This is a genomic window from Rufibacter latericius, assembly GCF_003721515.1.
Lineage (GTDB): Bacteria > Bacteroidota > Bacteroidia > Cytophagales > Hymenobacteraceae > Nibribacter > Nibribacter latericius.
Window position 1 is genome coordinate 1 of sequence record NZ_RJJD01000008.1, and the last position, 14,924, is coordinate 14,924.

The 14,924-nt window shown below is 42.7% G+C and carries 12 protein-coding genes; 7 read left to right on the forward strand and 5 right to left on the reverse strand.

The window, feature by feature from the left end; translation table 11 throughout:
- Window positions 1-278: 278 nt before the first annotated feature.
- A complete protein-coding gene (locus EFB08_RS12035) occupies window positions 279-1,751 on the reverse strand; it encodes an ArnT family glycosyltransferase (RefSeq protein WP_165864877.1) in 1,473 nt (490 codons plus the stop codon).
- A 749-nt stretch (window positions 1,752-2,500) separates the two neighbouring features.
- Here EFB08_RS12035 and EFB08_RS12040 point away from each other — a divergent pair.
- From EFB08_RS12040 to EFB08_RS12070, 7 genes are all read left to right on the forward strand, one after another.
- Window positions 2,501-3,205 (forward strand): HAD family hydrolase, encoded by a 705-nt coding sequence (locus EFB08_RS12040; RefSeq protein WP_123127222.1) that lies wholly within the window; start codon window positions 2,501-2,503, stop codon window positions 3,203-3,205.
- 525 nt (window positions 3,206-3,730) lie between these two features.
- A complete protein-coding gene (locus EFB08_RS12045; RefSeq protein WP_123127223.1) occupies window positions 3,731-4,750 on the forward strand; it encodes a UbiA family prenyltransferase in 1,020 nt (339 codons plus the stop codon).
- A 374-nt stretch (window positions 4,751-5,124) separates the two neighbouring features.
- Entirely contained in the window at window positions 5,125-6,246 is a 1,122-nt protein-coding gene (locus EFB08_RS12050) for a GMC oxidoreductase (RefSeq protein ID WP_227006317.1), read from the forward strand.
- A 69-nt stretch (window positions 6,247-6,315) separates the two neighbouring features.
- Entirely contained in the window at window positions 6,316-6,744 is a 429-nt protein-coding gene (locus EFB08_RS12055) for a twin-arginine translocation signal domain-containing protein (RefSeq protein ID WP_123127225.1), read from the forward strand.
- A gap of 355 nt (window positions 6,745-7,099) precedes the next feature.
- On the forward strand, window positions 7,100-8,440 hold the full coding sequence (locus EFB08_RS12060; protein WP_125077725.1) for a hypothetical protein: 1,341 nt from the start codon (window positions 7,100-7,102) through the stop codon (window positions 8,438-8,440).
- A gap of 354 nt (window positions 8,441-8,794) precedes the next feature.
- On the forward strand, window positions 8,795-10,126 hold the full coding sequence (locus EFB08_RS12065; RefSeq protein ID WP_125077726.1) for a hypothetical protein: 1,332 nt from the start codon (window positions 8,795-8,797) through the stop codon (window positions 10,124-10,126).
- A gap of 105 nt (window positions 10,127-10,231) precedes the next feature.
- A complete protein-coding gene (locus tag EFB08_RS12070; protein WP_123127228.1) occupies window positions 10,232-11,056 on the forward strand; it encodes a hypothetical protein in 825 nt (274 codons plus the stop codon).
- 255 nt (window positions 11,057-11,311) lie between these two features.
- Here EFB08_RS12070 and EFB08_RS12075 read toward each other — a convergent pair whose 3' ends face one another.
- The 4 genes from EFB08_RS12075 to EFB08_RS12090 form a co-directional block, all read right to left on the reverse strand.
- Complete coding sequence (locus EFB08_RS12075; RefSeq protein ID WP_165864878.1) at window positions 11,312-11,674, reverse strand: GtrA family protein; 363 nt, start codon at window positions 11,672-11,674, stop codon at window positions 11,312-11,314.
- Window positions 11,675-11,780: 106 nt separating this feature from the next.
- Window positions 11,781-12,623 carry a hypothetical protein gene (locus EFB08_RS12080; protein ID WP_123127230.1) on the reverse strand — a complete coding sequence of 281 codons (843 nt, stop codon included), beginning with the start codon at window positions 12,621-12,623 and terminating at the stop codon, window positions 11,781-11,783.
- A 95-nt stretch (window positions 12,624-12,718) separates the two neighbouring features.
- Window positions 12,719-13,606: a hypothetical protein gene (locus EFB08_RS12085; protein WP_125077727.1), complete on the reverse strand. Its 888-nt coding sequence runs from the start codon at window positions 13,604-13,606 to the stop codon at window positions 12,719-12,721.
- Window positions 13,607-13,887: 281 nt separating this feature from the next.
- Window positions 13,888-14,877 (reverse strand): glycosyltransferase, encoded by a 990-nt coding sequence (locus tag EFB08_RS12090; protein WP_165864879.1) that lies wholly within the window; start codon window positions 14,875-14,877, stop codon window positions 13,888-13,890.
- Between the last annotated feature and the right edge of the window lie 47 nt (window positions 14,878-14,924).

Consider the following 14,924-nt stretch of genomic DNA (forward strand, 5'->3'; position numbering starts at 1 on the left):
TGGAAGAGCCGCAGGGCCGCCCCCGCCGCCAGGGCCAGGGCCGTCAGCCGCCCCGCCCAGCGCGCCGAGCCCCACCGCCGCGGGGCCGACACGGCCTCACCCCCCGGCAGAACCGGGGCTACAGGTAAAGGTAATGACATAGGTAGATCGCTTTTATTGATGATTAAATGATTTATCTAAGATTCTATAAGCTTCTTCTGCTTTGGATTACCTCTGGGTTTCTTGAAGGAATAAACCAAAATGTTCCTTTCGCTGGCCTCCTTTTAAAGGAAAACAGGCTACTCGGTCTGCATCTGGAAGAGGCTCACCTTGAGCTCAGGAGTTTCGTAGGAAGAAACCTCGGTGCCCATGGCAGAGAACTTTTGATGTAGTTTCTTCCCGCCCACTACTTCCTTATAATACCAGGCAGGTCTCTTTTCAAATTCCCCAATCTTACTTCCCCGGTTCTTACTATACAGCACCCAAACCCTTTTGCTTTTCTTCAAAGCTTCCAGTTCAGGGGTCAGCCGGGCAAAGTAATCAGGGGAATTGTTTGAAACGGCCCTAAAATCCTGGCCTTCTTTGGCTTGAAAGGCAAGCCCATGCGTCTTCCTGTAAAACCAGTATGGGGTAAGCATGTTCCAATACACGTATACCGTATCTCCCTCTTTGAATTGGCTGTTGATGTAAAGTAGGGCCTCTCTGTAATAGGCCTTTTTATAGCCCCCTAGAAGCTCTGGGTACACCATTTGCTTGGCCGTTGCCCAGAAAGGGGCCAAAAGAAGCAACAAGGGAAAAACGTAAGCCCCTCTCCTGCTCACCGACCGGAGGATCTGGATGATCTGCTCACTTCCTAAGGCGATTATCAATATAAATAAAGGCGCCAGGAAAACAGTAAGGCGCTCATACATAGGGTACAACTCGGCTGCCGATGCTCCTACAACCAATACATATGGCAATAGCAAAACCAGGAGAGTCTGCCGGTCCCTTTTGAAAAAGGTAATAAGCCCAGAGACAATACAGAGGATTGGAATAATAGGTGTTTTAAGAAAATACCCCAATAATCCGAACTGGCTTCCTCCTTCCCACAGCAAACCCAAGGGGAACCTTATCAACCTATTTACTCCCTTCCGGATAGGCCATAGAAAGTCTCTTAAGGAAGAGGGCGGAAAAGGCATGAACCCGTTCCTGATTTTAAAATAATGGATGAGCCAGGCAGAATCTGTGTGTTTGGAAGTAATTATCAGATAATTGACCCCAAAGCTGATTGCCCAAAGAACAAAGGGAAAAGAAAGCCTCATTACCGATTTCCAGTCTCTCCTGAACAGGTGGTAAAGCGACACCCCGATTGCCATTCCGGCTAGGATGAATATGGAAGAAAAGGAGAACCATATAATCAAGGCTCCCCAAACACCCCAGAGCATCAGGGAACGAAAATTCCGCTTTTTGTGGTAAACAAGATACAGATACAGGCAAAGAACAGAGGCTAGCAACTCGGCACTGTACTGCTTTATCTCTACGGTGTGGTATACCAAGGGAGGGGCAAAAGCAAATATTGCCACGGCCACCGCCACGCCGGGTAATTGCAGGTATCTCCCACAGACTATCCGGAAGATATACAAAGAAGCAAGTCCGCACAGGAGAGGAAATAACCGAAGAGCCATTTCACTTCCCCCAAAAAGCACTACAGTTAGCTTACACATCAGCAGAAATCCGAGGGGCGCTTTCTGCTGGTATTCCAGGTCAGAAAAAATCAGGTCCAGAAGATCCATATTAACCAAGCTGGAAGCTAGGTAGATCTCATCTAGCCACAGAGACCTGTTAACTAGGTAATGATAGATCCGTAAGCATACTCCTGTTACTAGAAGTCCCCAAATGACAAGCTTCCATATCCGGGTTGCTCTGCCCTTTGAAGCAGAACTAATCGAATTTTCGTTAACAAGGGTTTTGGTATTACCTATGTGTGTCAGCATGTTACCAAGGCCGTTCCTGAGGAAATAAGGGGTAAGTTCTTTTATTGAGTTTCTGTGTAAAGAAAAAGCATTATACTACTGGAAGCAATAAACCAGAGCTACAACATTTCCTATAATATACTGGTTTAATACCAATACCCTTCTAAACACTCAATAATAATACCAGAAAATTTTTATTTATTCTATATTTTTTTATAAATAAAGATAATTCTTTAATATTAAGCTTTAGAAGCATCCTTTGTTGAATAAGGAGAAATGGTTTAAAAGGGACAAAGGCCATTGGTTAAGATCAAGGGAAAGGCTTCCAAGAGGTGAAAAGAGGTAAGCTAACAACTTCAGCAACCTCCAAGTAGAGTGCCTTTATTATTCCTGATTGGAAGTTGAAGAGCAAGCTTTTAGAGGCTTAGTCTCTTGTTTGGGAACAAAGAAGAAAACCAAGGAAAACCCTGAGTCACTTGTGTTATCCCTTTTCCCTGCTGTTTTCAGGCAGATTTTTATAAAAGGAGCATAAAACATAATCATCAACTAATTAACTATTTAATATCAAAATGCAGAGCATTTCTCCTGTAGATTTCCAGAAGATTAAAGCCGTTATTTTTGACGTAGATGGCACCCTTTATAACCAGTCCAGGCTTCGCAAAAAGATGTTGTTTTCTTTAATGCGGCATTATGCTCTGAAGCCCTGGCAATTGAAGGACATGTTAATTCTACATCATTTCAGAGCCGAACGTGAAAAGAAATCAGGAGCTACCGGTGATCTGGAGAACGCTCAATATGCATGGTGTGCTTCTAAAGGCAATTTCCCAATAGATAGAATAAAGAAGGTAGTGCAGTTCTGGATGTTCCAGTTCCCAAATAAATATCTCCCTGGGTGTGTATATCCTGGAGTTAAGGCTTTTTTTGAGGCACTTCAGAAAAAAGGGATTAAAATCGGCATATACTCTGATTATGAAGCCGTTGAAAAACTAAAAGCTATGAATCTGAACGCTGATGTTGTAGTTTCTTCCACCAGTAAGTTAGTTGATCAGCTGAAGCCAAACCCAAAGGGATTGCTGTACATCATGGCCCAACTTGGGGTGTCACCCGATGAGTGTTTGTTTATTGGAGATCGGCAGGAACTGGATGGGGAGTGCGCCATAAGGGCTGGAATGCCGTACCTAATTGTTGATAAAAAGCCTTTTAATGAGTTTGATTTTTACCATTTACTCACCCAAAACCTGGAAAGAAGCAGGACCAAAAAAGAACTAGTTTAGACAATATTCAGATATTTTTTATTAACACTACTTCCTTATTTTCACTTAAAATATTTGCCTTAAAACTTTCTTTTAAATTTTAATATAAGCACTGTTCTTCACGACGCTTCTCTGAAGAAGTATTTACGTTCTTATTAATGCATAAACATTAAGAACAATTAGTACCATATTCTAACACCCTTTCTTGCGCTTTCATTTGATAATGGTTTTAGTAGAATGAAGCAAACCCGCTTAGCTACCTCCACTATCAATCTCAACCTGGGACAAATTTTCTCATTTTGGGAATATCTAAAATCTCCTGATCATCAAGTTTCACATTCTATTTAAAAGGAATATTTAAATTTTTTATCAGGAAAGGGATATTTTAGGATTATACACAAAAATGGTTCTCCAAAATTTCTTGGCATGATTTTAACCTTTAAAACATCATAGTTAATATTCGAAAGTTTCATTTATCATCCTATACAATCTACGAAATCAAATAATTTGTAAATTCTATTTAAGCATAAATTCTAAAAACACGCTATGTCTCAAACAGTTACCTTTCCAGAAACACCTACCCCTCAAGTGGTGCTAAGACCCGCCGGTTTTAAGGAGTATGTGGCCATTGCCCGACCTGATCATTGGTTCAAGAACATCTTCATGCTTCCGGGAATGCTCTTCGCCTTTATGGTGTATGACACTTCCCTTGATTTGACCTTATTGCTTAGGATTGTGATAGGTATTGTAAGTACCTGCCTCATAGCCTCGGCCAATTACACCATCAATGAATACCTGGATGCGGAGTTTGACCGCTACCACCCAGAGAAAAAGAAAAGATCAGCGGTAGTAACTGTATTAAGCCCTGTTTATGTCTATACTGAGTATCTATTATTGGTAGTTCTGGGCCTTTCCCTTTCCTATTTTATTTCGTTACCGTTCCTGGCTTTGGAGGCATTTCTGCTTTTCATGGGCATCATGTATAATGTGAGACCCTTCCGGACCAAAGAGCGGGTGTACCTAGATGTGTTGTCTGAGTCAGTTAACAACCCCATCAGGTTAGCTCTGGGATGGTTTATTTTTGTGCCTACCGCCCTTTTACCGGAAAGCATGCTGAACCCAATGTGGGCCTTTATTCCCCCAAGCAGCATCATTGTAGCCTATTGGATGGGCGGTGCCTTCCTGATGGCCACCAAACGTTTTGCGGAATACCGGTACATCAACAATCCAGAGTTAGCGGGCCTGTACCGGAAGTCATTTAAGCGGTACACTGAGAACAGCCTGCTTATCTCCATGTTCTTCTATGCCATCACTTCTGCTTTCTTTTTGGGTATTTTCCTGATCAAGAACAAAATAGAGCTGTTAATTAGCTTCCCTTTCTTCGCCTTGCTCTTTGCCTGGTACCTACAGATTGGGTTGCGCAAAGACTCTGTGGTACAAGGCCCTGAAAAGCTACACAAAGAAACCTTCTTTATGCTTTATGTGGTGTTGTTCACCGGTCTTTTAATGGCGCTGGTTTACTTTGATATCCCTGCCCTGAATTGGTTCCTGAAGCAGTCCTTCTAGTCTTCCCTACTCCCTTTAGATATCATTAACCTCGGTCAAAGCAATTAACCTGTAAATTCATGAAAGACACGTTTTACGATCTGGTGGTAATAGGCACTGGTTTCGCATCCACGTTTTTTCTGCATAAGTACCTGAGTAAAGCCCCGGCTAAAGCCAGAGTTCTTGTTTTAGAAAAAGGGCATTTTTTCCCGCATATGGAACGGGTAAAGGAAAGAAGGGGAGAAAAAACGCCTTATGCCAAACTGAACCCAGATGCCCAAGAAACATATGCTAATCTCACGCCAGAAAAGAGGTGGATGTTTACCCAAGGGTTTGGAGGCAGTTCTAACTGCTGGTATGGGTGTACTCCCCGTTTTATGCCATCAGATTTTAAGATGAAATCCTTGTACGGAGTGGCTAATGATTGGCCGCTCCAATACGAGGACCTGGATCCCTACTATTCCCAGGTGGAGGAACTCATGCATATTTCGGGTCCTGAGGCAACGCCTTTCCCCAAGAAATCACGGTATCCGCTTCCACCCCATGTGTTTACCACGGTAGACAAGATCCTGCACAAAGAATACGGCAATCTATACATCAACCAACCTACGGCCCGAGCCAGTGTAGCGGTGAACGGCAGAAATGCCTGCTGTGCCAGCGCTGTCTGCCACGTGTGCCCAGTAAATGCCAAGTTCACGGTGGAGAATTCCAACATGGGAGTATATGACGATCCTCGGGTGGAAACGGTGTACGGCGCCCAGGTGTATAGCCTTGATCTGGAGCAAAACAAAGCCAGAAAAGCCAACTACACCAAAGATGGGAAAGAATACCATGTCTCAGCGGACATCTTTGCGCTGGGCACCAATGCCATATTCAACGCAAACATTCTCCTGAATTCCGGTGACACCAACCCGTTCACCGGGAAAGGACTGGGGGAGCAAGTGGCCCTGGAAGCATCGGTGTATCTGGACAACTTGGAGAATGTGGGAGGAAGTACCTGGGTGAACGCCAACGGGTACATGTTATATGACGGCGACCACCGCAAAGACTCGGCTGCCTGCCTGATGGAGTCAAACAACGCGCCTTACATTAGGTTAGAACGCGGAAAATGGCGTCACATGATCAATTTCCGGATGATCTTCGAAGATTTGCCTGAAGCCCGAAACTTTGTATCCACTACTTCTGACCGACTGAAACCAGCGGTCACCCACAAAGGGCCTTCAGAATATTCCATGAAAGGAATTGAGTACATGAAAGCCAAATTACCCGGTGTTCTGGCCTGCTTACCAGTAGAGAAAATAGAATACTCGCCTTTAATTGAATCTGAGGCCCATATTCTTGGCACCACCAGAATGAGCGCTAACCCAACCGAAGGGGTAATTGACAAACACCTGATCCACCATCAATACCGGAACCTGTTTGTCTTGGGAAGCGGCAGTTTTACCACTTTTACTCCGGCCAACCCTACCCTTACCTTATCGGCGCTGTCACTGCATGCGGCTGACAAGAGTTTTTAAACAGGTTCCCAGAATGGGAAAGAAATAGCACCATCCTCTGAATGAGCTAGGGCAATAATTAGTACCAATATGAACAGAAGAAACTTTCTAAGATTGACGGGCCTGGCCGGAGCGGCGATGGTAGCCTTACCGAGTCTGGGTTTTATGTCTACTTCCATCAAGGAAGCAGCCATAGGGGTGATTACCAAGGAACTGAGCTACCTTAAACTTGACAGGAAAGGAGTTGAGCAGTTCGTAGACGATTACTTTAAGACCCATTATATTAATAACAGTCTCAAAACGCAGATTAACCTGAAGTCCTGTTATTACCTGGGCGTCAATGCCAATGATTCACGCCTGCTTTCAAAGCTGGTCCATAACTACATCACCTGTACAGACTTCTTCATCAACCGGATGGATGAAAGCAAAACAGTGAAATACATGGGCCTGAATAAATCTTATAAAATGCCTTGTAACAACCCGTTCTCTTCTTTCTACTACCCAACCACAAGCGTTTAACCTAGTCACCAGGTTATCTTATCCATCAAAATGGTTTGGCAGAAAGTTGCCAAACGGTAAGTCAACACGAAAACACTAGTGTGACTTATTCGGGGAATATTGATGAAAGCCTCTAACAAGAAGCTCAGTTGAGACAGACCTACCTTAATTAAATCTTATAGAAAAAATTTATACACTATCAATCCCAGATGCAGCTATGAGTATTCCGTCACTTTCATTTAAACAAGCGTTTACAGCCCAGAGCATCAATTATTATAGTTTTTTAAATGAGTATTCTTCGCCGGAAAGGTATGCTGCCTCTCAATTAAAGTACAAGATCTTTTGCTGTGTGTGGGCCATTGCCTCCATCTTTCACATGGCCAATTACAACGGGTTCACCCTGAACTTAACCTTTTTCCTCCTTACCAGCGCCGCCATCGGCCTCATCGCCAAGCCTTCTTCCATTGTAAGGCTGATCATTTTCATCTCCATGCAGATGTTCCAGGCAACGTTGGATTTACCCGGAATAAGTAACCATTGGATGTTAACGGCTTTTGTCAATATTACCATCCTGCATTCCTATGTCTACCTCATCATAAAAAGGAAAAGCTTTTACATTGACAAAGTTGAGTTTTTAAACACCTTTGCCCCACTGGTTAAAATAGAGCTGATCGTTCTGTACTTCTATGCGGTCTTCCATAAACTGAATGCCGGTTTCTTTGATGAGGAAGCAAGCTGTGCGGTGCGGTTTATTTTAATGCAGAACAATTACTACAACATTTTGCCCTCAGATCAGGCATTGTTGTCCCTGAACATCTATGCTACCCTTATCTTAGAAGCGGCCATTCCCTTGATGCTTGTATTCAAAAGATTGCGGTATTGGGGAATCTTGGTAGGATTGGTATTCCACTTCATTATTGCCTATAACCCAATCAACGGCTTTTACGATTTCTCCTCTTTCGTTTTCGCCCTCTACTTTTTATTCACCAGCACTAGTTTCAGTTATAAGATCAAAACCTTGTACCAGAACTTCGTTCGTCGTAAAGGTGTCTTGAAGAAACAATTGCTGCAATTCAACATCGTAAACTTTGTGCTTTTTACGGTTAGCCTCCTTTTCACCCTTTACCTGATCTATTATTACAACAAAGTTTTCCAGGACTATTTCCGTCACATTGTTTGGACCACGTATGGCTTAGTCTTCATCGGCATCTTTGCACTGTCCATGAACACCAAAGAAAAGGACAAAGAAAAAGAGACCAATCCATTTTCTTATGCTCATTATTCACTTCTGCTTTTCCCTGTTTTGGTGTTCCTGAATGGCTTATGCCCTTATCTGGGTCTGAAAACCGAGTCTTCCTACACCATGTTCTCTAACCTAAGAACCGAAGGTGGAATCTCTAACCATTACATTGTTCCCGCCAGCTTGCAGATCTTTGATTATCAGAAGGATATTGTTGAGATTGTTTCAACCTCTGAGTACCACCTGAAGAATGTGAAGAAAGCAGACAAGCTCATGACCTTCTTTCAGTTCCGTAGGTTTGTGAGAACAGAAAGACCTGAATTTGTTACCTACAAAAGAAACGGAGTACTTAAAACTTTCGAGCTTGATAAGGCAACCGCCAATGATGAGTTATTACAGAAAGACAATTACTTACTGGAGAAACTCATGTACTACCGGTACTTCAACAAAAGCGGCGTTCAGGAGTGCGCGCATTAAGAAACAGCTATTCTTAAGCAACTTCCTTTATCTATTCCTAACCAAGAGAAAGGGTTCTTTTTAGGGCCATTTTCTGAAAGTAAAACAAAATCCATCCCGTAGCTAGGGCCTTCAGCTACGGGATGGATTCCACACTTTTGATCACATTCCCCCATTTCACCCCAGAAACCCACCTGGGTTTTCATCTATCAAATCATGGCCAGTACTTCTAACTCTTTAGAAAAAAAAATTACCGGGCAGAGAATCACCCAGGATAGCTTTTTTAAGGAGCCAGTTTCTCATGAAGAGTATACCCACTTCCAAGTAAAATATCGGGTTTTCTGTTGCTTGTGGGCCATTGCCTCCATTTTCCATATGGCAAACCACAACTCCTTCACCCTTAATCTTACCTATTTTTTATCAACCCTTACGGCTATCGCCCTACTGGCGAAGCCTTCGTCCATTGCAAGGCTCCTGGTCTTTGCCTTGATACAGATGTACCAGGCGTATTCAGAAATGCCTGACACTTCGAACCACTGGGTTTTAGCTGCCTTCATCAATTTAACCATCGTGCAATCTTATCTGTACCTGGTGGTGAAGCGAAGAAGCTTTCACATTGACAAGGCCGAGTTTCTTAACACCTTTTCCCCTTTGGTCAATCTGGAGCTGATTACGCTTTACTTTTTCGCTTTTTTCCATAAACTGAACTCGGGCTTTTTTGATCCGGCGGCTAGTTGTGCGGTCAGGTTCCTCGTCTTGCAAAACGACTATTACAATCTGTTGCCTACCAGCAAAGACGTTATCACCCTCAACATTTACCTAACCATCCTGATAGAAGCACTCATCCCTATTTTGATTGTTTTAGGGAGAACACGCCGCTGGGGCATCTTGCTGGGTTTGGTTTTTCACTGCATTCTCGCCTACAATCCCTTGAATGGCTTCTATGACTTTTCGGCTACTGTATTTGCTCTATATTTCCTGTTGACTGATGCAAGTTTTAGCGCCATAATTAAAAAAATCTACGGAAAACTACTTGAAGGGAAAAAGCTTATCAAAGAGCGCTTAGCTTCTTTCAATGTCCTGAACTTTACCTTATTCGCCGCCACATTAATAGTGATAATGGGGTTGGTGCACTACTATACCCGAACTGATGACTATTTCAGGCACTTAGTCTGGACGGGGTACAGTGTCACGTTTATCATCCTCTTCCTTCTGTCTTTGAAGACTAGTCGGCAAGAGACCCAAAGCAAAGTTTTTGCAGGGGCGCACTATTCCCTTTATTTATTTCCGGTGCTTGTTTTTCTGAACGGCTTTTGCCCCTATTTGGGATTAAAAACCGAAACCTCCTATGCCATGTTCTCCAACCTTAGAACGGAAGGGGGCAAAACAAACCATTTCTTGGTACCGGTCTCTTCGCAGATTTTCAATTATCAAAAAGACGTGGTGGAGATCATTTCCTCCTCTGACCCTTTCTTCCAAAAACTTGCTGCTGAGCAGAGACAACTAGTGTACTTCCAGTTCAGGAAATACGTCAGAAAGAATAAAGTCCAGCAGGTTACTTACCTCAGAAACGGACAGGAATTCTCCTATGCCCGAGGCCAGTCATTTACAACACATGATTTGCAAAAGAAAGAGCACCCAGTCTTGGAAAAATTGATGTTGTTTCGGAATTTCTACAAAAGTGAAGTCCAAGGTTGCCTTCACTGACAAAGGAAAAGAATCAAGGATTAAAGTTAACCTCTCACCATTGCTATTTAAAGCGTTTTAGGCCTGTTTTCACCAAACCGGGGCCTAAACAAAAACAAGAATTTTATGGAAAACTTAACCAGAGTGAACTCATCAAGGGTCTTTTCTTTCCTCCTGAAAATATTTGTGGGAGTGATTATGATGAGCCTGATTGCCGTCACCTTAGACCACTATTTCAAGTTTATAGCCGTCAACCCGAAAATTGCCAATAGTTATACCTTCAGGACCTATCTGGTGGGAATGTTCGATTGCAATGGCGAAAAAAACATCCCTACCTACTTTTCCTTTATGAACCTCATCCTCAGCGCCGGCCTGTTGTTCACCATCGGGAAGGTGGTGAAAGAATCAGAAAAGCCAGGGTTCTACAAAAGATGGTACCTGATGGGTTTTCTGTTCATCTTCTTAGCCTTAGATGAATTACTGATGCTGCATGAAATAATGGGGTTGCCCTTTATCTTTTTGATCAAGTACCTCAATCAAGGGAATGACATTTCTTTTGTCCGTTTCACCGGCTTCATCCCCTACTTCATAGTTCTCGTCTTTTCCTTTGTCTATTTTATCAACTGGTTCCTGGCGCTTCCCAGGAAAACCATGGTTGGCTTTGTTTTATCAGGAGGCATGGTTGTTTTTGGGGCTTTGGGTGTAGAAATGATTGGGGAGTTCCTGATGGGTTTATATGGCAAGTACAGTTATCCTTACAAAGTTGCCACTACCGTAGAAGAGTCCTTTGAGATGCTGGGAATCCTGTTCTTTATAAAGTTCCTGATAGATTACTTAGAAACCCAAAAGGATCTGATTACCCTTACTTTTGATTTAAGGAAAGATAAAAAGAGGCAGTTCAGTCCGGAAGGTGAAGTTCAGGCAACCCCCAGATCAAAGCAACTGATCTGAGCCGCCCCTGGAAAGGCTAAGAGAAACTTCCGTTCATTAACCTACACCTAGGTTCGCGATAAATACAAAGAGCTTAAAACGATGGTGTTCTTCCCATGAGACACCCTTGTTTTAAGCTCTGTTTTCTGAAAACAACTGAAAAACGTACTAATCAAAAGGGTCCTTCTTCCTTCAACTACTTAGTATTCCTTACCTCGGGTAAAGCTGACCTCCTTTCTTCCCATCCTCAAGAAAGGAGAAAAGCCAAAGGTGTTTTCATCCTTTGAACACAAATACCTTTTTGGTCACAAAGTTGAAGACCGCTACCAGCAGAATTGCCAGGAATTTACCGGATTTGGGTTCGAGCATCACCTTCTCCACAAACAGCCACACCAGCCCTTGGTTGATCAGTAAACCGGCAATAGAGAAAAACATAAAAGCGATGAATTCTACTTTGGAAGAGTACTTGCCAGACTTAAATACCCAAACCTTAGAGATAAGATAGTTTAAGAGGATGGCCAGTATGGTAGAACTAAAATTGGCCACCATATAATTGACATGGTAGAAGTCAATAAGCAGGATAAAAATAGCCATATCAAAGACAACGCACACCCCTCCTACCAAGACGAATTTTATCATCTGCAGGAATTTTTCTTGTCTTTCTGATTTTTCGATAAACGAAATCATAGGTGGTTGTGGATGGTGATGCTCCGGCTCCGGACGAATTACTGGTAAGTAATGGTCCTTACAACGCCTTTCCTGAGGTTACTTTCTTACCCTTTGGGCCAGAGAACTTCGTTATAGCTTCGGTTGGGGTTTCTTCTCTCTCTTTGGGAGTATTGATGGAAACGTTCAGCCTCACATTTGTTAAGCTTTTTTGGCCTTCCATATACTTAATTAGGGAGTAGATGAAGTAAATGCTTCCTATAAACTCCAAAGATTCTTCTAAGGTGGTCACCAGTTTATAGACCGACATGAGGTTACTGCTCACAATCAAACCACTCACCATTTCCATTCCTACAGCACCCGCCAGGAAGATGAAGCCCGACACTAAAAAGTTGTACAGCGTTTTCTTGGGCAGCGAAAAGGCAAACTTCACGAAATAAGACCCTACCAGAAGAATGGCCAGCCCGTAAGGCACAAACCACGCGAAGTGCAGCAGACCCAGATTATCTTGTCCAAACAGCTGCTGCAGAACCGTTCGCATTGGTTTTGCGGTTATTTCATGCAGAGCGAACAGCTCATCAATAGCCAGCCACACAAAAAGCCAACCAAGCCAGAACCATTTTCTATGATAGAGTGGCTCTGGACCCAGTCTCACGTGTTTCGAGATCAGGAAAAGGAGGGCTGCGCTGAACAGGAAGTTACCGGTGGAGAAATAGGTAGGAATGTTTTTCTCCCCATCAAAATAGAACATGCCGGTAACGTAGTTCTTAAAAGTATACCTGGAGGCAAGATTGGAGGAGGTGTAGTTTTCCAAATAAAATTCAAGGGAAAGCACAAGGAGGTTCAGCACCAAAAGCACAAAGAATACCTTTAGCAGAAACGTGAGAACGGCTCTTGATTTCAGGTTATAAAAATATTCCATACATGGTGCGTTATGACAAATCCATTATCAGGCTCCTTGCTCCTGATTTCCTGTAGATCTTCTGTTTTACGGGAAAAACACCTAAACCTTCTCCCTTAAGAGGCGACTTTTGAGAACCTGTATTTTAGAATTTTTACGAAGTCATCATTCAAAGGCATTCCTTTCAAGGCCTTGAAAGCAAACTTTACCCCATTCTTATAGTCTTTCTCCCGAAGGTAGTTTTTGGTATTGGTCATCATCTGCTCATGGTAAATGAGCTTATCCAGTTTCTGAGTAACTCTTCTTACCGCTATCAACCGCCGGTTTGTGTTGAGTTTTCTGAAATCGTGCGTAAAAAGCTCATTCAACCTGGGGTCAACCCGGTCTTTGTAATGCCAATAATGGTTGATAACCTCGCCGGAAGGCTGGATCTTTGAAGCAGCGTTCAATACCACCGTAAAAGCAAGTTGCTCACTTATTCGCCATTTAGTCTTCAGAAAAAATTCATCAGAAAGGGCAAATACATCTGGGATAAACTTCTTCATGGTCCTGGGCATTCCAATTACCCCCGCATTCCACACGTGCTGCAGCCGGTTGAATTGCTCTTGCTGGGTTCCTACCTTGAAAGTCTTGCTTTCTATGAGGTTCAGGAAAGACCGGGGGAATTCCTGGGCATCTAGCGTTTCAGTGTTCAACCACTTATAAACCGACACCATTTCTTCAAAGGTCTGCTCCCGTAGGTGCATAAAACTTTGCCCCGGCACCAGTTTATCCAGAAGATTCTGCGGGTTGGTGATGAAGAAAGTATCAGTGTCAATATACAGAACATCATCCTCTGGATATTGCTGATAGGTTTTATCAATTACGGATATTTTGAACCGGTAAATAAGGCCAGATTTCTTGGTACTTTCCTCAATCTCGGACAAAGGAACATGCACATACGACACCTCGAAATCGGCTAGGTAAGGTTTGAAGTAGTCTGGGTTATCGGTATAGATAATCACCCTCACTCCTCCTTTACTTCTATCATACCAGCTCCAAAAGCTTAAAACAGCAAAAAGCGTTCTTTTGAATTCAATCTCTTTACCATAGCACAGTAAAACAACGTTCTTCATACTTCTTCCATTACAGTTTCAAACAATCAATGGCATATTTTGAAAAAAGCAGTATAAGCTTCAAACTGAATTACTTTTCTTATAAGTTACTTCTTTTAATTAAGCAATTCAATACCGACTAATTTCTTATAAAGCGGGTTAAATAAGCCCTTAGATTTTCAATTAAAAACTCAGGACAATAGAGACTTATAAAAGGCAATCGTCTCAGCGGAGATGGTCTCGGGATCAAGGCAGGAAATATCTGGCTGTGAGTTACCTGGCTTCTCTGTTTCGTTTTTGAGTTCTAACATGCCTTGCTCCAACACTTGGGCAGAAATCTGCCCCTGATAGGTTTTAATCCAGCAGGAACCCACCAACTGCTTTAACTCAGACAAAGCCCATAAATCTGGGGCTAACGTTGGCTTTCCAAAACTAAGATTCAGCAAGGCCGATCCAGAGTTAAAGATCTTGTTGTAAGGGGTCACTACGACATCAGCACAATTGAAATACAGCTGAAGATCTTCGTCCTTTACAAAAGAATCCATAAACAAAACGCCTTCTGCGCCTTTCAATTGATGATCAAGTTCCTCTTTGATATCCTCATGCACATTCCCCGCGATAAGCAGCAAAGTGTTCGGGTTCTTCAGTTCCTGATAGGCCTTGATCAGTCCGATGACGTTTTTGTAAGCCCTTATTTGGCCCAAAAAAAGGAAAACAAACTTATCTGACCCGATGCCCAGCTTTTGCCGGGCCTGGACTTTGCTGGTTTCGTTTTTATAATAATCCTTGTAATGCGGATGGTAGATATGCGCTAATTTCTTTGCCTGGTTCTTTTGTGTCTTCTGGTTGATCAGATCTAATCCAGATTGATTTAAGCTGATAAACCCATCCACATTCTTGAACATGAAATCGTTAAGTTTCCTCTGAAGCGAAGGAAACTTTCCCTCATGGTCTTCCAGGTTATGCACCGTCCAGACTACCTTTTTATTGAACAGTTTAATCAGGTTTATAAAGGCAAAGAATAGGTTCAGTCTAAGGTTTGCCCTGAATAAGCTATCCCCGAAAATAACATTGGATGGCCAATGGATATGGAATATTCTGTACTTAGAAGACAAGGCATATTTAACGCAGCTTTTTAAGGCATAATCAAATTCATAGATCGGATAGCCTTGTTTTTCCATAGGCCTATACAAGATATAGTTGTATGGATTTCCTGCCCTCGTAGAAA

Bases quoted from the DNA above. Each gene is read 5' to 3' on its own strand.
- EFB08_RS12040 (WP_123127222.1), top strand. From the start codon at position 2,501: ATGCAGAGCATTTCTCCTGTAGATTTCCAGAAGATTAAAGCCGTTATT.
- EFB08_RS12080 (WP_123127230.1), bottom strand. From the start codon at position 12,623: ATGGAATATTTTTATAACCTGAAATCAAGAGCCGTTCTCACGTTTCTG.
- EFB08_RS12045 (WP_123127223.1), top strand. From the start codon at position 3,731: ATGTCTCAAACAGTTACCTTTCCAGAAACACCTACCCCTCAAGTGGTG.
- EFB08_RS12090 (WP_165864879.1), bottom strand. From the start codon at position 14,877: ATGGAAAAACAAGGCTATCCGATCTATGAATTTGATTATGCCTTAAAA.
- EFB08_RS12070 (WP_123127228.1), top strand. From the start codon at position 10,232: ATGGAAAACTTAACCAGAGTGAACTCATCAAGGGTCTTTTCTTTCCTC.
- EFB08_RS12065 (WP_125077726.1), top strand. From the start codon at position 8,795: ATGGCAAACCACAACTCCTTCACCCTTAATCTTACCTATTTTTTATCA.
- EFB08_RS12035 (WP_165864877.1), bottom strand. From the start codon at position 1,751: ATGGATCTTCTGGACCTGATTTTTTCTGACCTGGAATACCAGCAGAAA.
- EFB08_RS12060 (WP_125077725.1), top strand. From the start codon at position 7,100: ATGGCCAATTACAACGGGTTCACCCTGAACTTAACCTTTTTCCTCCTT.
- EFB08_RS12050 (WP_227006317.1), top strand. From the start codon at position 5,125: ATGAAATCCTTGTACGGAGTGGCTAATGATTGGCCGCTCCAATACGAG.
- EFB08_RS12075 (WP_165864878.1), bottom strand. From the start codon at position 11,674: ATGATAAAATTCGTCTTGGTAGGAGGGGTGTGCGTTGTCTTTGATATG.
- EFB08_RS12055 (WP_123127225.1), top strand. From the start codon at position 6,316: ATGAACAGAAGAAACTTTCTAAGATTGACGGGCCTGGCCGGAGCGGCG.